General features: G+C 31.6%; 17 protein-coding genes and 3 tRNA genes. 8 read left to right on the forward strand and 12 right to left on the reverse strand.

Annotated features, from left to right (window positions below):
• Positions 1–8 precede the first annotated feature (8 nt).
• The 11 genes from ACSIGE_RS08265 to cyoE form a co-directional block, all read right to left on the reverse strand.
• Positions 9–4,538, reverse strand: a complete 4,530-nt coding sequence (locus ACSIGE_RS08265) for a hypothetical protein (protein ID WP_440879401.1) — start codon at positions 4,536–4,538, stop codon at positions 9–11.
• A gap of 845 nt (positions 4,539–5,383) precedes the next feature.
• The gene (gene tsaB / locus ACSIGE_RS08270) at positions 5,384–6,064 is read right to left on the reverse strand and encodes a tRNA (adenosine(37)-N6)-threonylcarbamoyltransferase complex dimerization subunit type 1 TsaB (protein ID WP_440879402.1); all 681 of its coding nucleotides are present in this window, start codon (positions 6,062–6,064) and stop codon (positions 5,384–5,386) included.
• Between the two features lie 72 nt (positions 6,065–6,136).
• Complete coding sequence (locus ACSIGE_RS08275; RefSeq protein WP_440879403.1) at positions 6,137–7,462, reverse strand: TolC family protein; 1,326 nt, start codon at positions 7,460–7,462, stop codon at positions 6,137–6,139.
• A 214-nt stretch (positions 7,463–7,676) separates the two neighbouring features.
• Complete coding sequence (locus ACSIGE_RS08280) at positions 7,677–7,883, reverse strand: hypothetical protein (RefSeq protein ID WP_440879404.1); 207 nt, start codon at positions 7,881–7,883, stop codon at positions 7,677–7,679.
• Positions 7,876–8,406: a DUF420 domain-containing protein gene (locus tag ACSIGE_RS08285; RefSeq protein ID WP_440879405.1), complete on the reverse strand. Its 531-nt coding sequence runs from the start codon at positions 8,404–8,406 to the stop codon at positions 7,876–7,878. Before ACSIGE_RS08285 ends, ACSIGE_RS08280 begins: the two co-directional genes overlap by 8 nt.
• Entirely contained in the window at positions 8,399–9,046 is a 648-nt protein-coding gene (locus ACSIGE_RS08290) for an SCO family protein (protein ID WP_440879406.1), read from the reverse strand. The genes ACSIGE_RS08285 and ACSIGE_RS08290 overlap by 8 nt, the downstream gene beginning before the upstream one ends.
• Entirely contained in the window at positions 9,033–9,710 is a 678-nt protein-coding gene (locus tag ACSIGE_RS08295; protein WP_440879407.1) for a hypothetical protein, read from the reverse strand. The genes ACSIGE_RS08290 and ACSIGE_RS08295 overlap by 14 nt, the downstream gene beginning before the upstream one ends.
• A 61-nt stretch (positions 9,711–9,771) precedes the next feature.
• On the reverse strand, positions 9,772–10,116 hold the full coding sequence (locus ACSIGE_RS08300) for a cytochrome C oxidase subunit IV family protein (RefSeq protein WP_440879408.1): 345 nt from the start codon (positions 10,114–10,116) through the stop codon (positions 9,772–9,774).
• 20 nt (positions 10,117–10,136) lie between these two features.
• Entirely contained in the window at positions 10,137–11,117 is a 981-nt protein-coding gene (locus tag ACSIGE_RS08305; RefSeq protein WP_440879409.1) for a cytochrome c oxidase subunit 3, read from the reverse strand.
• 65 nt (positions 11,118–11,182) lie between these two features.
• Entirely contained in the window at positions 11,183–11,773 is a 591-nt protein-coding gene (locus ACSIGE_RS08310; protein WP_440879410.1) for a cytochrome c oxidase subunit 3, read from the reverse strand.
• Complete coding sequence (cyoE, locus tag ACSIGE_RS08315; RefSeq protein ID WP_440879411.1) at positions 11,773–12,675, reverse strand: heme o synthase; 903 nt, start codon at positions 12,673–12,675, stop codon at positions 11,773–11,775. Before cyoE ends, ACSIGE_RS08310 begins: the two co-directional genes overlap by 1 nt.
• Before the next feature lie 167 nt (positions 12,676–12,842).
• On the opposite strand from cyoE, the gene ACSIGE_RS08320 reads away from it, so the two are divergent.
• The 5 genes from ACSIGE_RS08320 (at position 12,843) to ACSIGE_RS08340 (ending at position 15,255) form a co-directional block, all read left to right on the forward strand.
• A tRNA-Gly gene (locus ACSIGE_RS08320) sits at positions 12,843–12,917 on the forward strand.
• Between the two features lie 18 nt (positions 12,918–12,935).
• Positions 12,936–13,021, forward strand: a tRNA-Leu gene (locus ACSIGE_RS08325).
• A 53-nt stretch (positions 13,022–13,074) separates the two neighbouring features.
• Positions 13,075–13,160: transfer RNA gene (locus ACSIGE_RS08330), tRNA-Leu, on the forward strand.
• 117 nt (positions 13,161–13,277) lie between these two features.
• The gene (locus ACSIGE_RS08335) at positions 13,278–14,603 is read left to right on the forward strand and encodes a D-arabinono-1,4-lactone oxidase (protein ID WP_440879412.1); all 1,326 of its coding nucleotides are present in this window, start codon (positions 13,278–13,280) and stop codon (positions 14,601–14,603) included.
• Entirely contained in the window at positions 14,572–15,255 is a 684-nt protein-coding gene (locus tag ACSIGE_RS08340; protein WP_440879413.1) for an HAD family hydrolase, read from the forward strand. The genes ACSIGE_RS08335 and ACSIGE_RS08340 overlap by 32 nt, the downstream gene beginning before the upstream one ends.
• 624 nt (positions 15,256–15,879) lie before the next feature.
• Here ACSIGE_RS08340 and ACSIGE_RS08345 read toward each other — a convergent pair.
• Positions 15,880–17,295 carry an alpha/beta fold hydrolase gene (locus tag ACSIGE_RS08345; RefSeq protein ID WP_440879414.1) on the reverse strand — a complete coding sequence of 472 codons (1,416 nt, stop codon included), beginning with the start codon at positions 17,293–17,295 and terminating at the stop codon, positions 15,880–15,882.
• A gap of 299 nt (positions 17,296–17,594) precedes the next feature.
• On the opposite strand from ACSIGE_RS08345, the gene ACSIGE_RS08350 reads away from it, so the two are divergent.
• The 3 genes from ACSIGE_RS08350 (at position 17,595) to arsS (ending at position 19,923) form a co-directional block, all read left to right on the forward strand.
• Positions 17,595–18,302, forward strand: a complete 708-nt coding sequence (locus ACSIGE_RS08350) for a DUF547 domain-containing protein (protein ID WP_440879415.1) — start codon at positions 17,595–17,597, stop codon at positions 18,300–18,302.
• A gap of 164 nt (positions 18,303–18,466) precedes the next feature.
• Complete coding sequence (locus ACSIGE_RS08355) at positions 18,467–18,802, forward strand: arsenosugar biosynthesis-associated peroxidase-like protein (protein ID WP_440879416.1); 336 nt, start codon at positions 18,467–18,469, stop codon at positions 18,800–18,802.
• A gap of 71 nt (positions 18,803–18,873) precedes the next feature.
• On the forward strand, positions 18,874–19,923 hold the full coding sequence (gene arsS, locus ACSIGE_RS08360; RefSeq protein ID WP_440879417.1) for an arsenosugar biosynthesis radical SAM (seleno)protein ArsS: 1,050 nt from the start codon (positions 18,874–18,876) through the stop codon (positions 19,921–19,923).
• The last annotated feature ends 10 nt before the right edge of the window (positions 19,924–19,933 follow it).

The raw sequence follows: 19,933 nt of genomic DNA on the forward strand, positions 1-19,933 counted from the left end.
TTAACTCTTTAATTCTTATTATTATATTCTATTATATCTTGATCATTATCATTCCTGGTGTTTACCTGTCCTCCAGAATCTGATTTCACAGTCACCTTTAGAGGCACTTGTCCTAAAGCATTCTCTGGTGAATGAAATGTTGCATTTACACCTATTCTAGAAAACGCATTTCCTAAAAACACCTCGCCATTTCCTTTGTATATAAACTTATGTAATCCCGATTCTTTTCTGTAACTCCAATCCGAATTGTTAATTTTTGTCCCATTTAATGTTGTCAAGTTTTTGTCAAACTCAAAACTAAACCTATCACTATCTGCAATCCTGACCTCTACAGGGTTCAGACCATTTGCATCCTCACCATTGGCTTCTGCAACAAAAATGATAAAGTCTATTTTGGCAGTCTTACCGTTAACAACTGTTTTTCCTGTAAACAACGTAGGATAATAATCAGGTGGACTAAAGCAAATTGATGAAGAAAAGTTTTTATCAATAACTTTTGCTACATCTCCCAAATTATAAGGAGCCTCGACTACTTTACCTGAAGCTGTAATTGCTCCAGAAACTAGTGTAAGAGGTTCTAAGAGATTATTAGGGTTATAGTAAATTTCTCCAACTCCGTCAATATTTTTATTATCATATGCTTCGTTAGCATCAGAACAGCCGTCATTATCACTATCTGAATTCAAATAATCATCTATTCCAGAAGTTGTTTGTCTTGGTGTTGTTCCTTTATCGGGGCCATTTATTCCCTCAACTATATCCGAAACTCCATCTGAATCATTATCTAAATTATTGTCTACCCTACCATCTTTATCAACATCTAATAAGATTGTTCCTGCTTCTACGATATCATATATCCCATCATTATCACTATCGAGATCTAGATAATTTGGTATTTGATCTTTATCTTTATCAGAAGGTATACAAGCTCCATTATAAAAGTTTTCATTTGCCCTTTTTATTTTTACCCATAGTTCTTCAAATTTCCCTGTTGTAGCCAGTGTAGTTCCTGAAACACCAACAAGTCTGAAGCGAGATGAAGGAAAATCTAAATTTGTCACTATTATATCTCCTCCCCCATTAGAGTCATATATGCCGGTTGTAGTATAAGGTAACGCTATGTTAACCCAACGATTATTAGAATAATCTTTTGCTTGTAACTGAATAATTGAGCCAGGCTCAAAAGTACCTTGTGCAGAGCCTGCATTACCAGAATAATCATGCTCTATCTCTTTTAAAACAACAGCATTTGTCAGTTCAAATCTATAAATTACTTTACCTGCTATACTTTTTCCACTTGGATATTTTATTGAATTAGCATCTGTATAAGCTCTATCAAATAACACTTGTAAATCACCTACTCCACTTCCACTTCCATTAGTAATATTTGCCATATTAGTATGAAAGGCAGAAACAACGATATTCTTATTTTCTAACGCAATTGGAATACTAGAGCTTCCATTCCAAACATCCGAATTGCTAAAACAACGGGGATTCTCTTTTGCATCTAGAATTCCATCGTTATCATCATCAAGATCGCAAACATTATTTATTCCATCGCCATCTGCATCATTTTGTGTTATTATGCCAGCCACTGCTCCATCTGAACATGGATTTAGGGTATTGCATATAGAAATAGTTTGATCTATTACTGAGGGAATGTTTCCTAAATTATAATTAGCTCCAATTACTTTTCCACTGTTCATTACAGCTCCTGAACTAATTGTAAGGGGCTCCTGTAAATTATTTGGATTGAAGTAGGTATCATTATTGCCGTCAGCCAAAAGGCTATTCTGTCCCTCATTAGCATCACTACAATTATCACCATCACTATCTGCATTTAAATAATCCACTCTTGTAGAGTTAATTGTATTTCTTGGCCTCGTTCCTTGATCATTACCATTAATCGATTCAACACTATCTGCAAGCCCATCACTATCTAAATCAAGAGAACTTCCTAAAATATTCATACCGTCAATAAAACCATCCTTATCAACATCTAAAAACGCTGTACCTGCCTCTACAATATCGTATATACCATCGTTATCACTATCTATATCTAACGCATTAACAACACCATCGCCATCAAAATCAGCACAAATATCTTTTTGGTATTTAGTAGTTAGAAAAACTTCTTCTAAAACAGTGCTATTAACATCACCTTGATTTACTGAATTAGTACCACAAGGAAAGCTACCTCCGAGATTTAGTACTTGAATATCTCTTAGTTCAGAGTCTTTACTATTTCCATCTAACGTATTTTCAAAAACGATAGTCGTCTGATTTCCCTGTGCTGTAAAATTCATTACAATATCCTCACAATGAGGCATCCTAGAATTCCAATTTACAGAAGCTATTGTATTACTTGTATTAGAAGAACCATTTCTTGCAGATGCAACTCCAGCAATATCGCCTCTTTCCCCACCTGTATTTTTTCTTTGCTTAAACCTTAATTGGTATTGCACTCCTGCAGTCGTATTAAATGTTCTCCATAATTTCAAACCAGTTCTGCCTCCACAGTTATCAAAACGAACTACGTTGGTATTAACACATCCATCTCCTCTAAAAAATGTAAAATCAAAACAACCTCCACCTGATGTATTCCAACCACTCTGACTAAAATTAGTGTAATCTTTCCAGTTACATGGTTTAGGTGCAACTTGTCTTGCTTGAGAGGTAGTTCCCTTAACTCCTAAAAGTCTATATTTAGTAGCTATCACATCTTTAGTTGTAGATAATAAAATGCCTTGTCCATTTGAATTTAAAGGCCCTCCAGACACAATTAAGTCAGAAGAAATATCTATCCAGCCAGTATTCGAACCATCTATTAGTGCTTGTAGTTTAACTACTGAACCTTCTGAAAACAAGTTTTCACTATCTCCAACTTGATCATGCTCCAGTCCATCTATTACTACAGGGCATTCGGTAGTAAAACCATAGATAACCTTATTCGTTATATCTTGATTAGGTTCAAAACGAATTCCGTTTGCTATTGAGCTAACATTATCTCCCAATAAGTCAATACTATTGCTATATCTTAAATCTCCAGGCTGCCAAGTGATATTGTTATTAGCGTTTTTTAATGGAATCATAGTGGATCCGTTCCAAACACAGTTAGTCCCACAATCTTTGTTTTCTTCCTTGTTAGATATTCCATCATTATCCCAATCTAAATCACAATTATTATGAATACCGTCACCGTCCCAATCTAATTCTCTGCTCGATGTAGAGCAATTGTTAGAATTACATACACTAGACGCAGCATCTCTATCTGTGACTTTAATATTATCTCCACTCCTGTACGATGCTAAAATCACTTTACCTTTATTATCTACAGTACCGGAAACTTGTCTTAATGGCTCTGGTAGATTGGTTGGGTTATAATAGGAATTTCCATTTCCGTCAATACTTTTACTATTATAGGCCTCATTGGCATCAGAACAGTTATCTCCGTCACTATCTGCATTTAGATAATCTGACACTCCAATCGTTGTTTGCCTTGGCGTAGTTCCTTGAATTATTCCTTGATTCGTTTTCTCAATATTATCATCAATCCCATTCTTATTGTTATCTTTAAGCCTATCAACCATGCCATCTTTATCAGAATCCAGATTTGCTGTTCCTGCTTCGACTATGTCATATATACCGTCATTATCACTATCTAAGTCTAAATGATTAGGGATTCCATCTTTATCAAAATCGACTCCTGAACAAGACAGAACTCCTCCTGAAATAGAACTAAAATTTTGTCTTGGTATTGATCTCCACCCTGTATTATTGATATTCCATTCTATTGTGGAACCGTAGAAATCTGCCCCATCGGAAATAGCTATTCCTATTCTCATCCATCCTCCTTGAACCCCTCTATTGAATGCATAACTTTTATCCTGAATTTTATACCCTCTGTAATTAACTTTATACCAAGAAACTTTTTTCAAAAAAGCTTGATTTGTAGAAATTCTTCCTTCACTATTTAATGATATATGCAACGTTATCAAACCCTCTCTTACACCACCTCCTACAGGAGAAGCAGGAGATCCAACAGATCGAACTCTAAGCTCTAGATTATTTACAGTGGGTACAATTAAGTAACCTTCAATCTGAACGAAATTACCATCATTCGGATTCCTTCCACCTGGTGAAGCATCATAAAATGGAGGTCTAGTCAGATCTAAAATAAAAGAGGAATCCTCATTTGGTCGAGAGTTTCTTGCTGGAAAATCACCATAAACAATTTTATCGTTCCTATGACGTTGCGTAAGGTCATTATAAAATCCGTCCCAGAACCGTAGCTCAGGTAAAATCCATTCTTTGTAGTTCAACATTCCATTTCCCAATGAAGTAACACACCCCTCGTCAAAATTGGATATACCGTCATTATCAGCATCCAAGTCTTGATTATTAAAAACCCCATCATTATCACTATCGATAAATGATCTATTTAATAAAGATGTGTTAAACGAACTATTAGGAACTTGTGAGATAGTATTTTTTATCTGTGCATAGACATTTATTTGAATAAAGCTTAAAAAAAACACAATATTGAATAAACCAAATGTTAAAAGATTTTTATTGTGAGTAAAATAACTTATTTTTGCATTAAATATTGACGAGCATTTCAAGTTAACCTTTAATGCACATCTAAAAAAACACTTTTTAAAAGCTATGATATAAGTAAAAATAAATATACTTACACATTTCGTAAAATCTTTGGCTATACAATAATTAAGCCATTTTAATAAATTATCCCCCACCACAAAAAAAATTAAAACGAAGTATTTTCGTTATTTAAATTTGCTAAACATTTAACATACCTAATGGCATATTTATAAGTTAACTACAAACATTGTTAATGCTTGTATGCAATAAATTCGGGGGGTGTTTTCTAATAAAGTGGTACAAATATACATCAAAAAAACACTCTCGCAAAAAAACAACCTCTTTTAATGCCTTAATAACCAATATTTTATTTTATCTTCCCTGTTATCGATAGTTACCCGCATTTCACAGAACTCTGTAATACAGTTACTTAACAAAAAATAAAACAAAAACAAGTAATCTTCAATATTTGATCTTTTTTACTAGAATTCTCCACTAATTATATTGGTGAAAACGGTTAATTTTCTTATAAAACCATTTTTATTAAGCTACAGCACCTTATCAACGGTTATATTATTATCTTAAATTCAGCCTATCTTATTTTAAAAAGATCAACTGAAAATTTAAAATATTTAGATAATTATTTTTTATGTAAGGCTAAAGAAACGCAATTTTTTTTTATACTAGTGACTTACAAAACATAAAAGATTATAATGACTAACTTCTTCAAAAGAATCCAATATTTACTTTACTACACCGTTACAAGTAATCTGAAATTTATTTATCAAATCAGCTTCTTCTTACTTGGGGTCACTATAAAATCTTTTAAATAAAATGGTTCAAAATATGCAACATCCTCAAAAGAATTACTTATAAACATATTATAACTTATTGGCACCATATGTTTTGAAGAGGGGAGTTTATTTTCATAAAAAACTGCGTTGCTGTTTTGAATTAACTCCTTACACTTACTTGATCCATCACCTAAAAAGTGAACCTTAGTACTTATTAATAAATCTTTAAAGGAATCTTCATTTATAATTTCTGCTTCAATATCTCTTCTTCTAGTATAGTCTTTTTCATACACTGCTGAATAGACTTCCATTCGCCTAGCATCTATCATTGGAACAATATATCCTTCCTCGATATCAATACTTGTTGCGAGGGAATGTAAAGTCTCAACGGCAATCAAAGGGATATTATTTGCAAAGCACAATCCTTTCGCTGCTGAAACACCAATTCGCAAACCTGTGTAAGAGCCAGGGCCTTTACTAACAGCAATAGCATCAAAATCATTGATACTAAGACCGGATTTATCGATAACACTTTGAATAAAAGGATGTAGCTTTTCAGCATGAGAATAACCCATATCACTCAATTCCTCCAGAGCAATAAGCTCCCCCATGTTTCCAATACTTACCGAACAATTTTTCGTTGCTGTTTCAATATTTAATATTAATGCCACAATAAATATATTATGAAACAAAGATAAAAATAAAAGGTGCTTTATGAACTTCTTTCTTAGTTTTAAAATAATTTAATTAATCACGGGCTCTCCAGAATAAAATTTTAATACTCTAGTTTTAAATATATAATCGTACTTAGCTCTTATCATAGCACTCTCGGCAGCTACTAATCTATTACGAACTTGATCAAAATCAAATTGCGTAGTTGCTCCGTAATCATAACTCACTTGAGCGTTTTTAAAAGCCTCCTTTTGTGCTATTAATGAAACTTCAGCTGCTTCAAAAGCCTTTGCTGCGGCTTTAGTATCTAAATAAGCTTGTTCAATTGTTTGTTTTAATTGAAGTTTTTCATTCTCTAAAGCTATCTCTGATACTTCTTTATTTATTAGAGACTTGGCTAATCGATTTTTTGTTTGAAATCTATTAAATATAGGTATTCTCAATGAAGCACCAACACTATACTGAACTCTATCATTTATCTGACTAAAAAAATTATCATTTGAAAATCTTAAATTATTAAATTGATGGAAATAAGAACTGCCCACCCCTAAACTCAATGACAAGGTAGGTAGGTAGCTCCCTTTAGAAATTTTAATATTAAACTCAGCATTATCTATATCTAAAATCGCTCTTTTAATTTCAGGTCTATTGTCTAATGCATTGCTAAAAATTTCTTTTGAATTATCAAAAAATAAAGTTGATGACACAATATCAATTTCAATATTTTCTACATCAAAATTATCGCTAGAAATTTGCAATAATTGTGTTAATTGTAAAAATGCCAAATTTAAAGCATTTTCTTGTAAAACGACATTTTGTAAATCATTAGCCACAGTAGATTTTGCATTAAGAAGGTTTCCTTTGGGAATTACTCCTGCTTCAAATTGAGCCTGAACTCTTTCAATCTGTTTTTTACTTATGTTGTGTTGAATTTTTGCAACCTCTAAATTTTCTTTCGCAAATAATGTGTTTAGATAAGTATTTATAATTCTTAAAATAATATCATTTTCAATTACCTCTAAATCTAACTTACTAGATTTCACACCTAACTGTGCTTGCTTATATGTATTTAAATTTCTAAATCCATTAAAAACAGTAACTTCACTAGACAAATTAAAACTACTATTAAAATTTTGAGTATTTTGCAAAACTCCATTACGATCTTGAGATAATCCAGAAGTGAAACTACCATTTGTACTAGCACTTAAATCTGGCAAAAAACTACCTCTAGCAATTGCCACATCTTTTTCCGCTAATTCAATATTAAGTTCATTTTGCTTTATTGTGATATTATTTTTCAAGGCATGCTCCACACATTCTTTTAATGTCCATTTTTTTTGAGCAAATAAACTATATGTTGACAATATTGATAAAAATAATAAAATTTTAATTTTCAAAATACTTTTCTTTTAAATTCGTTTAGTTCAATCAATTGCCATTCCGTAAAAAACAAAAAACACAAAGCGCTGAAAAACAGTTTTTTAAATAAATTTTGATTTTATCAACGTGTTCAAAAACGAACATAAAAAACACTTTATGACAATTCCTATGAATAGGACGAATAAGTTTTAACTATGTTACAATTAGTATATAAGTAGAAAATTTAATCTCTTACTTTTTACGATATTTATAAATGAAATAAAATAAAATCCCCACTAAAATATAAGGAAAAACCATTAAATACGTTATTCCATTATTCACACCTTCAGCTACAGATTCGTTCCCGCCTTCAATCACAGCTTTACACATTGCACATTGAGAGAAAATGCTAAAATTGTAAAAACAAAAAACGATAGAGAGTATAATTCTTTTAAGCATAATATGGGGATATCATTAAATAAACTAACACACCTGTAACTGAAACATAGAACCATAACGGATGAGCCAATTTTGCAATTTTTTTGTGATCATTATACTGACCTAACTTCGCTCTCATAAATGTAATCAATACAAAAGGTATAATGATTACAGAAAATAATATATGTGTTATTAGTATAAAATAATAAACATATTTTATAAGCCCCTCTCCTTCAAACCGTGTTGAGTCTGAGGTCATATGATATGCAACGTACATAACCAAAAACAAAGCTGAAAGAATTATTGCCATTGTATTCAATCGTTCATGTAGCTTCCTATTTCCATTTTTAATAGCAACAACTGATAATATTAACAAAACTGCTGTAACACCATTTATACTAGCATAAATTGGTGGTAAAAAAGATAAAGGTTCGACATTTGGAATTTTTATTCTAAAAAGAGCGACTACTGCTAATGGAATTACAATAGAAATTGTAATTATTATTTTCTTATAATTTGCTTCTTTTGATGTTAGATTACTCATTTAATAATAATTTAATATCCTGTTTTAATTCTGTTATTTGATCTTTGAAACCATGTTCATCTAAAGCCCTATAATATATTATTGGATTTCCGTGCTCATCATATCTTGAACGAATATTTCCATTTTTATCAACCAAAGCAAACAAGCCTGAATGCTCAAACCCTCCGTGCGAAACCTCCCCTTTTCCTGCATACATCTTGAACCCTTTATTGGCCAAGGCATACACTATCTTATCTGGCTTTCCAGTTAATAAATTCCAATTTTTATGATTTATACCGTTTTGTTCTGCATAAGCAAGTAAACTTTGAGGTGTATCTAATTCAGGAGTTATAGTAAAAGAGGCTATTCCAAATTTAGGATTTCCCATAAATTCATTTTGAATTTCAACCATCTTTCTATTCATAATTGGACATATTGTAGGACATGTTGCAAAGAAAAACTCAACCACGTATACTTTTCCTTCATAATCTTTATTTGTTATTAAATTCCCATTTTGATTCGTAAACTCAAAATTAGGAACTTTGTTAAAAGTATGAAGATTAGCCGACTGAAAATGTTTTATTATTTTAGGGATGGAATAGACTCCAAATAATAAAATTATAAATGAAATGCCTACGTAAGAATAATTACCTTTTTTCATTTGAAATACGATTTTTTCTTCTGTCTTCACTTCTATTCTTCTTCAATGCAAAACTATACTCGGCAAGAACTACTTTAACATCGTCGTGCATATCTCCCTTTAATTCTGCTACTGATCTCATATTATAACCAAATAAATCGACCTTTTTTAATTCGTTTATCGTTGATTTACCTCTTCTTTGGTTATTTTCTTTGTCAATTATAAATGCTTTCTTCGAATGATAATTGCCGTCTAAACTCTCATTTGTCTTAAGAATTTCATAAAGAGCTTCTATTTCATTCTCAGAGACAAATAAAAACTTCCACTTTATCAAATTAGTGTTTATACTAAGTTTTTTCTTTAATTTCTCCACCTTCTGTTCTTCTTTCTTCGTAACTAAAGAGACTAATTGAAAATCAGTATATCCATAAAATTTCTTATAAACTTTTTCATTAAGATTAAAAATTTCTGCATCTGCCAATGCTATATCATTACCTAAAAAAGTCAATACAGTTACTTTATTTTCAAAGGTGTGTTCTTTATTTAAAAAAGAAAGATCAATTACTCCTTTGGACACTATTGGTAATTTACCAAAATTATGCGTGCTAAACTGTAATGAAATATAAAACAATAATGGCACTATAAAGAGTATAAATAATACTATAAACTTTTGCTTCCTACTCATTTTAGATTTGTTTTAAGACAAAAAAAGGTGGTCTTTAACCACCTCTCTTTTGTTTTATATTTTACCACTTTACTAGTGGCCCCAATGTGTCGTATAAATAACCTCCTTCAATAAGTATTAATGTTACTAGATAACATATAAGAAATACAGCTGTCCAAACCACCGAGCGTCTAAACCATGTTTTTTCACCCTCGAGGTGCATAAATGCCCATGCAATATAATATGCTTTCACAATAGTTAAGATAATAAATATCCAGTTCAAAAAACTAGTTCCCAAAAAACCGCTTAAGTAAAGTGAATCTGGCTTATAGATTCCTAATACTACCTCAACTGCAGTTATTATTGATAAGATTGCTAGAACAATCCAGATTCTTTTCGTATTCGATTCGTGTGCGTGACCTGCCATTGTTTACTATTTTTTAATAATTATACCAAGTAGAAAAAAGTAAATACAAATACCCACACTAAATCAACAAAGTGCCAATATAAGCCAACTTTTTCAACCATTTCATAATGCCCTCTTTTTTCGTACGTTCCTAAAACAACATTAAAAAAGATAATAATATTTAGAACAATTCCCGAAAAAACATGAAATCCATGGAAACCTGTTATGAAGAAAAAGAAATCTGCAAATATAGGGTTTCCGTATTCATTTTGAATTAAATTAGCTCCTTCAACAACACCTGTAGCTTTCTTTAATTGCGCTAAACTTTCCTCTCTTGATAAGATAATTTTTTGTTTTGTATCTGGATTAATTCTTTCAGTTCTTATAAGTAAAGAAGGATCGTTTTTAAATGCTTTTTGAACTTGAGTAATAGAATAGTTAGATATCGTCTTCTCACCTTCAAACCATAAACCATTCTTTCTCGAATGCTCCACCCTACCATCAACTCTCTCATTGTATACAAAATCAGCCAATGCTACTTGATGACCGTCTTTGACAAACTGCAATATATGATTATCCGATGTTTTCAGTGCCCCGTAAGAACCATTTATAAAAGTTTTCCACTCCCATGCTTGCGAGCCAACGAAGATTAGACCAAAAACAATAGTAACAAACATATATCCTGCTACTTTTCGCTGTTTCATCTGATGTCCTGCATCTACTGCTAACACCATTGTTACAGATGAAACAATAAGAATAAACGTCATAAATGCAACATATATCATAGGGTAATTACCGTGAAAAAATGGTATATGAGTAAATACTTCGTCAGCGATAGGCCAAGAGTTAATAAATTTAAAGCGAGTTAATCCATAAGCCGCCAAGAATCCAGAAAAGGTTAACGCATCTGATAATATGAAAAACCACATCATCATTTTACCGTAACTAGCTCCAAATGGTTTTACACCACCTCCGCTCCAAGTCTCTTTTTTGTCAGAATCTACAGCAATATTTGCTTCCATAAATACTTTTTTGTTATTTCTCGTTATTTTTGTTAAAACAATGCTTCAAAATTACGCATTTTTAATTACCTAATAAAATAGAAAAAGAAAAATAGATAAATCCACAAAACATCAACGAAATGCCAGAAGATTGCACCTAGTTCAAACCCAAGCATATTAGCACTTGAGTACTTCTTTTTAAAATGATTATAAATTACAACCAATAATACCAAAACTCCAGCTATTAAGTGGATAACATGCATAAACGTAATCCCTATAATAAATGAAGTCGAAACTGTGCTTTCGGGGCCTGTGAAATACAAACCCATTTCTTTTAATTGATTAAAACCGATATATTGGAACCAAATAAATCCAAGCCCCAAAATAAAAGTCGTTACTAAGAGTATAAAAGATTTAGGTAATTGGTTCTTTTTTAAGGCTTTTTGAGAGAGCCACAATGTAAAACTACTTAATAAGATAAATATGGTGCTCAAGTAGAAGGCTTGTGGAAGACCAAAGCTAACCCAATCCTCCCTTTTCATACTTATAACATAGGCACTCGTTAAACCTGCGAAAAACATAACCATACTTATCATGGAAACCCATAACATTGGCTTTGCTGACTTCCTTCTACCTTGTCTTAATTCATCATCAATTGTTTCTATTTGTTCAGTCATTAGTGTAAAAATTTATCTATTACATATATTATAGGTACCACCGTTATATAAAAAACACTTACTAGCATTAATTTTCTCGCATCTGAATTATCTTGTGACTTATAAAGTTTAAAAGCTCTCCATAACATAAGTCCTCCCAACAAAAATATAACAAAAGCTGTATAAGAATAAATATAAAATTCTCCGGTTACCTTCAATACAGGGGCTATAGAAACCAACATCATAATGCAGGTATAAAAAATAATTTGTATCACTGCTCCTTTATCCTTCTTATCCATTGGAAGCATATGTAAACCTGCTTTACTATATTCTTCGTATTGTAACCAACCAATAGCCCAAAAATGAGGAAATTGCCAAAAAAACTGTATCATAAACAAAAAGCCAGCTTCAATACCGAATTTTCCTGTTGCTGCAACCCACCCTAACATAAACGGAATAGCACCTGGTATTGCTCCTACAAAAACAGCTAACGGTGTATATGATTTTAGGGGAGTATAGGCTGAAGTATATAAAAAAATAGAAATGGCTCCAAATAAAGCGCATTTCGGATGTATTCCATACAATATTGACAACCCCGTTATTGTAAAAGAAACAGCTATAATCATGGCTGTAGTAACAGACATCCGCCCAGAAGGCAACGGTCTATTTTTAGTTCTTGTCATTATTGAATCAATATCCTTTTCGATAATCTGATTAAATGCATTCGAAGCCCCAACCATAAAATACCCTCCTATACCTAATAATAGGACGATAGTATAATTAATTTCATCTACGCCTAGAAGATAACCTGTAATTGATGTAAACACCACGCTAACTGATAACCCAACTTTAGTAAGTTGCTTAAAATCAGAAAAAAGTGTTTTGATAGTTATTTTATTTTGTATTGCTGAAACAGAACTCACTGATTTTTCAAACTTTTTTGCAAAGATATTTCTTTCTAATTTAACATCCGAATTTTTTGAAATTATTTAAAAAAAAAGAAAAAGGACTTTGTAATTAAAAAAAACAATTTATATTTGCATCCGCGTTCAAATAGCGCGACGTTCATTAAAATAAATGAATCGACTACGCGAAAGTAGCTCAGGGGTAGAGCATCACCTTGCCAAGGTGAGGGTCGCGGGTTCAAATCCCGTCTTTCGCTCCAAGATTTATCAAAATTTACGCTGAAGTGGTGGAATTGGTAGACACGTTGGACTTAAAATCCAATGAGCCGTAATGCTCGTGCGGGTTCAAGTCCCGCCTTCAGTACTAAGACTTATTCAAGAATAAGCTTAAATTTAGTTATTGTCGATAACTATAAAGCAGAAGTGGTGGAATTGGTAGACACGTTGGACTTAAAATCCAATGGGCCGTAATGCCCGTGCGGGTTCAAGTCCCGCCTTCTGTACAAAAACCTTAACATTTATTTGTTAAGGTTTTTTTTGTGAAAATTAGTTTGCTTTTCATAAAATTAAATTTTTAATTGTTTTAATTACGTATTTTTGTTTAACAATAACTAGATATAATGAAACAAAAAAACACAAATACTTGGGTTAGTTGGAATGAAAACTTAAAGTACAACTTCGAAAAGCTATATAAAGTCACCACTGAAGAAGAACTTCAAGAAGCAATATCTTCGAATGAAAAAATTCGTTTTTTTGGAAGTAAGCAATCTTCGGCTGATATTGCCGCTGGAACAAATGCATTGATAGATATGACTGGCTACAATAAGATTGTTTCTTACGACTACAATAAAAAAACAATTACAGTTCAATCTGGTTTAATTTTAAGAGAGTTATTAGAGGCAATTGAAGCTGTTGGTTGGTGTATTTCTTGTTTACCAGACATTAACACTATTACAATTGGTGGCGCATTGGCAACTGGCACACACGGTACAAGTGGTAAATTATTAAGCGAATACATGATTGAATGTAATTTGGTATTAGCTGATGGTAGCTTAAAAAAAATTACAAAAGAGGATCCGTTGATGGATGCTGTTCGCGTTTCTTTGGGAATGTTAGGTGTAATGTCTACGATCACTTTTCAGTGTGAAGAAGAATATACGCTTCATGTAAAGGAAGGTCCTGAGAAAGATAGCGAGTGGCTACCAAAAATAAAAAGCAGATTAAAGAAACATGATTTTTTAAGAATTTTATGGTTACCCCATACTGACAGAGGATATGTTATTACAGGTGATAAAATTGATCCAGAGACTGAAGTTACAGAAAATTTAGGACCTAGATATTTGAAACATAGAAGGAATGCTTCAAAGATTTTATACAAATACACTCATATTTTTCCTTGGTTAACTGCCATTGCAAATAAGTTGTTATACAGAGGATTTTTCAGTGCAAAAAAAGAACATAAAGGATCTCTTTACCAAGCAACCGTAACTAAATCAAGAGGTTCCACTTTGGAATTAGCTGAATGGACTATAGCACTGGATAAGTTTCCAAAAGTTTTTGCAGAATTAAAAAGAGAACTGAACAAATGGGGTAACAAATCTTTTGTCCATATCCCAATGGATGTTCGCTTCGTATACCAAGATAAATCCTGGTTGAGTTACGCTTATGGGCATGATACTGTAACTATGGGTTGTGTTTCTAGAAATGCCGCAACTGCAGATACTTATGAAGCTTTTAAAAGTGTTGAAAAAATATTCATTAAACATGGAGGAAGACCTCATTGGGGGAAACGCTTTGTGGCTAAGGATGCAGAACTTTCTAAAATTTATCCTATGTGGGAAGACTTTAAAAGATTAAGAAGCGAATTAGATCCAACCAATAAATTTTTGAATCCATATTTAACCAATTTAGTTAATGAAAAAAACAAAGTTAATGCAATTGCCTAAAGGTTTTCTATTCGATTTTGATGGTGTAATAGTTAATAGTTTCCAAAGCCATAGAAGTGCATGGGAATCAGCCTTTAAAGAATTATTTCATAAAGAACTTCCTGCATTTCCCATGGAATTAGCAGGAGCTTCTCCTTATAAAATAGCCGAATATTATGCAAGTACAGTTGGTAAAGAAAATCAGTTTAAAGATTTATATTTTTTGAAAGACGAGCATTTAAATAAATTTTTTAAAGTACCTGAATTATTGCCTGGTATACGAGAAATTACCTTTTTTTTAAAGGAAAATAACACACCTTACGGAATTGCAAGTAATGCAACGAGACAATTCTTAAAAAACAGTATTTATCATTTAAATATTGATTTTGAAACTTATTTTGGAGTTCAAGATTATAAAAAACCAAAACCAGCACCAGAAGCTTATATTACTTTAGCGAATAAACTGGGTTTTACAGTGTCAGATTTTAAAGATATTTGGGTTTTTGAAGATAGCTTAACAGGAACTACTGCAGCGAAGTTAGCAGGGATGGTTCCTATTGGAATTTTAACCCAATATTCAGACTCTGAGTTAAGAGAAGCTGGAAGTCAATTTATTTTTCCCACAGTCTTAGAAGCTTTTGAGTATTTAAAAACTCACGTCACTCAGAAATGAGAATAACCGAGGACTCTAAGAATAAAAAAGACTTACCTTGTTTTTAGTAACATCTTGTATTTTTTCAGTATCAAATCCTAGTTACCAAGTATTTTCACTCTTATTCGTTGCCTTATTTTTGTTTTCTAGAGAAGAAAAATAGATACTAAATTTGTTTCTCAAATATAAGTTTTATAATTTGAGTGGCGTGTTTTTGTATATCAGCTAACAATTGACCCAACACAATTTTACCTTTTTTATAATAATTGGTCGACCACAAACAGTTTCTACTTGTTTCACAACATCTACTTTTATCTGCAAATACTATAGTTTTGTCATATAACAACGACAACTTGTTTTTTGCTTTGAAATTTAAAATCTAATCAGCAGATCTTCTCACCATCAAAATGTACTGTAAATATTTTGTACATGGATTTAAATCATTATCATTGAACACAACTCCCAAAACTTAGGCAAAGTTATAAGTATTCAATAAATTAATATTTATTCTTTGAGTTTATTTGTCAGCTAACTTTTTACAAAAGCAACTCTAACACTAACAACCAACAAGTTTTTCTTTTTTTACAAAAAAGATCGCCTAAATAACTTAGACGACCCTAATCACCGGTTTATTATGTTTATCTGCTACTTTTGTTCAATAACATCCCAATGCTCCACTATCTTTTGATTTTCTAATCTAAATAAATCGGCAAATAAATAATTATCACCCCCAAATATTCCTTTTGAATATACTAAAACCATGTCACCCTTCGCAAATGAAGTCACTATCTCTTCATATTTCAAAGTTATTCCTTGGTTTTTTAAATAGTCTAATAAAACATACAACCCTTTAACATCATCTTGAACTGTTGGATTATGCTGAATTAGTATTCCGTTATTAAAAAAATCGGGAAGTGTTTCATATTTACCATCTATCCAAACATTTTTTATAAATTTATTTATGTGTGTTAAGTTTGAAACTGTATTATTAGATTTTGTGGATACTAGTTTTGCTCCTTCAAACATTCTATTCTCCGAAATTTGATTTTTTGGCACCTTTTGAATAGTTGTATATATTTTTTTATCTCCTGTTATTTCCAAAAGAGCCATATGAGCATACTTTTCTCCACCTCTTTTTGATTCAAAATGAGCAAAAATTTGATTTTCGTTAGAAAATAGTCTGTGCACTTTAACTTCTTCTTCCTTCTCAAAATGACTCATTATTAAGTCTTTTTTTTCTTGCTCATTAACTACATCTAACAATACCTCTGCTAATTTTTTTGGTTGAGAAAAATTAGGACAATGGCTACTATTAAGCGTATATACTTTAAGTACATTTCCCTTATACATGCTTTTTTGTATTTCTATAGGAATAGCTTTATCTTCCGTTGTTTCAATATAATACTTAGGAATTCTTCCGAAATTCTTATCTGTTATCTGTAATTTATACTTTAATGGTGATAAAGGCTCTGAAACTATGTATGGTTTAATATTAACATCGTAAAATTCCTGAGAAACATCATGAACGAGAGCATTTTTTTGTTGATTTTCATTAATATACGCAGAATAACCATCGTCTGACACCTTAAAATTATCTACAGCATTAGAGCCTGAAACCCCTTGAACTGCTCCTAAAAAAGAGCTCTCATTAGGAAGTAAAAATGCAGCCATATAAACAAGGCTTTTTACTTTATTTGGTCTTAACTCTGCCACCCTACTAATGGTTATTCCATTAAAACTATGCCCTACCAGTATCACTGGTTTATCTTGCTCGTCTAAAATACTTACCAAGGTGTTAACATAATCATCCATAGTAATATCCGATGCAGGTGTGCCATCACTTCCATGTCCCGGTAAATCGGGAGCTATAACTTTATGGCCTTTATTTGTTAAAATAGGAACTATATTTTCCCATTGCCATTTTCCCAACCAAGCAGAATGAACCAAAACATAAGTTTCTTTTGGTAAATTATCTATTGAGTTATCATTGATATTCGTCTCTCCTTTACATCCTAAAAGAGCAAGAAGTAGGCTTAGAAAAAGCAGCTTAAATTTGATCATTTTTTTGTTTTTTAAATTATTGATCAAAAATATAACAGGACAACTGACCTAATTTGTACCTTTAGGTACAAGTAATAAAATAAATCACTATTAAGCATAATACTCAATAGAAAACAACAAAAAGAAACATAACACTTGAAGTACGCTTAAAAAGTAAACCCCTTCAATAAAGTATAAAAAACTTATTTTTCCTATGTGAAGTCAATACAGGTATAAATAAGCAAAAAATTATAAACATATTTGTAATCACCAATAAAAAAAAACGTCTAACTAAAAACAGATTCTAAATTCAATTTAATATGCAAAAAATATTTTTTCTTTTAAGTCTGATTCTCTTCACAAATACTTACAGCCAAACAAGTATTTTTAATTCATTACTAAAAAAACATGTTAATAACAAGGGAAATGTAAACTACAAAGCTTTTAAAAATGAGGAATCAAAACTTCAAGAGTATCTAAATTACTTAGAAAGGACTACTCCTCAAAAAAACTGGTCTCCTGCTAAGAGTAAAGCTTTTTGGATCAATACCTACAACGCTTACACTATCAAACTAATATTAGACAATTATCCTTTAAAAAGTATTACTACCATTAAAGAAAAAGGCAAGGGCGCATGGGATATACAATTTGTAAAAGTTGGAGGTAAAAATTACACACTAAACCATATTGAACATGAAATATTAAGGAAAAAATTTAACGATCCCAAAATTCATGTTGGTGTAAATTGTGCTTCCGGATCTTGCCCTCAATTAGGGAATTTCGCTTTTACTGAAGCTAATTATGACGTCAAAACTACCCTGTTACTAAAAAAATTCATTAATAATCCACAAAAGAATAAAATCTCTCATAATGAAATTCAACTTTCAAAAATATTTGATTGGTTCAAATCTGATTTTACTCAAAATGGTTCTATTATTGATTTTCTTAATAAATATTCTAACACAAAAATTAGTACAACGGCAAAAATTAAATATTTAGAGTATGATTGGAGCCTGAATGGGAAATAACTTTTTTTCAAAATAAATTTTGATAATACATTTTGTATTTTTATCACTTTGAGTGAATTTAGAAATAGACTATTGAATCATTTTTTTTTATAATATTTGATTTCTTCAACATCATTGAGCCTATTTCAAGCATAAAACTAGCAATTAATAAAGAAATAAGATATATGTCTAAAACGTACTATGACCCAACAGATCTAAAAAAATTTGGTAAAATAACGGAATGGAGCGAAGAACTTGGTAACAAATTTTTTGATTATTATGGAAAAGTTTTCGAAGAAGGAGCTTTAACCGCCAGAGAAAAAAGTTTAATAGCACTCGCTGTGGCTCATACAGAACAATGCCCATATTGCATTGATGCTTATTCAAAAGATGGTTTACAAAGAGGTATTACTAAAGAGGAAATGATGGAAGCGATTCATGTTGGAGCGGCAATCAAAAGTGGCGCAACACTTGTTCATGGAGTTCAAATGATGAATAAAGTAAATAAATTAGATATGTAGCAAAATCTAATTAAAAAATGACATCAAGTAGTTTTCGACGGCACTTGACCTTATAAATCATAAAATACAGAATGAAAAAATCTTTACTAGCTAGGAATAATGATTTGGCAAATACAAAGCGTCAATTGGAAATTTTATCCAACGGAATTTTTAAAAATGAACTTCCAACCTTTGCTGATAAAATAAAAGAGACAGGTCAATTTCCTTTAAAGCCAAGAAAACTGGAAGTTCTTCAAATTAATGTTGGGTATATGTGTAATCAAGTTTGTGCACATTGTCATGTTGATGCAGGGCCAGATAGAAAAGAAATCATGACTACTGAAACTATGAAACAATGTTTAGATGTAATTCGTAGAACAGGAGCTCATACCTTAGATCTAACGGGAGGAGCTCCAGAGATGAACCCTAATTTTAGATGGTTTGTTGAAGAAGCTTCCAAAGCCGGTATAAAGGATTTTATTGTCCGTTCAAACCTAACCATCATAAGAGCTAATAAAAAATATTTTAACCTGCCAGAATTCTTCAAAAAGCATAACGTTCATGTTGTTTCATCGATGCCTCACTGGACAAGAGGAAAAACTGATAAACAAAGAGGTAATGGCGTTTTTGACAAATCGATTAAAGCGCTTCAAGAATTAAATGCCATTGGTTATGGTGTTGAGGGGACAGGTCTAAAACTTGACCTAGTCTATAATCCTTCTGGAGCATTTCTTCCTGGAGATCAAATCTCCATGGAAAAAGATTTTAAAAAGGCTCTTGCCGAAGACTTTAACATAACTTTTAACAACCTATTTGCAATTACTAACTTACCTATTAGTAGATTTTTAGATTATTTAATTGCCTCTGAAAATTACGAAGATTACATGTACACTTTAGTAGAAGCCTACAATCCTAAGGCAGTTGAAAATGTAATGTGTACCAATACGTTATCTGTAAGTTGGGATGGGTATTTATATGATTGTGATTTTAATCAGATGCTTAATCTTAAAGTTTCTAGCAGAGTACAACATATTTCTGAATATAACGAGGAACTATTAACTAACAGAAACATTATTATTAATCAACATTGTTATGGTTGTACGGCTGGTGCTGGAAGTAGCTGTCAAGGAACTGTAGCATAAATTGTTAACC

The organism is Tenacibaculum profundi (assembly GCF_052050075.1).
In the GTDB taxonomy this organism is placed as follows: Bacteria; Bacteroidota; Bacteroidia; order Flavobacteriales; family Flavobacteriaceae; genus Polaribacter.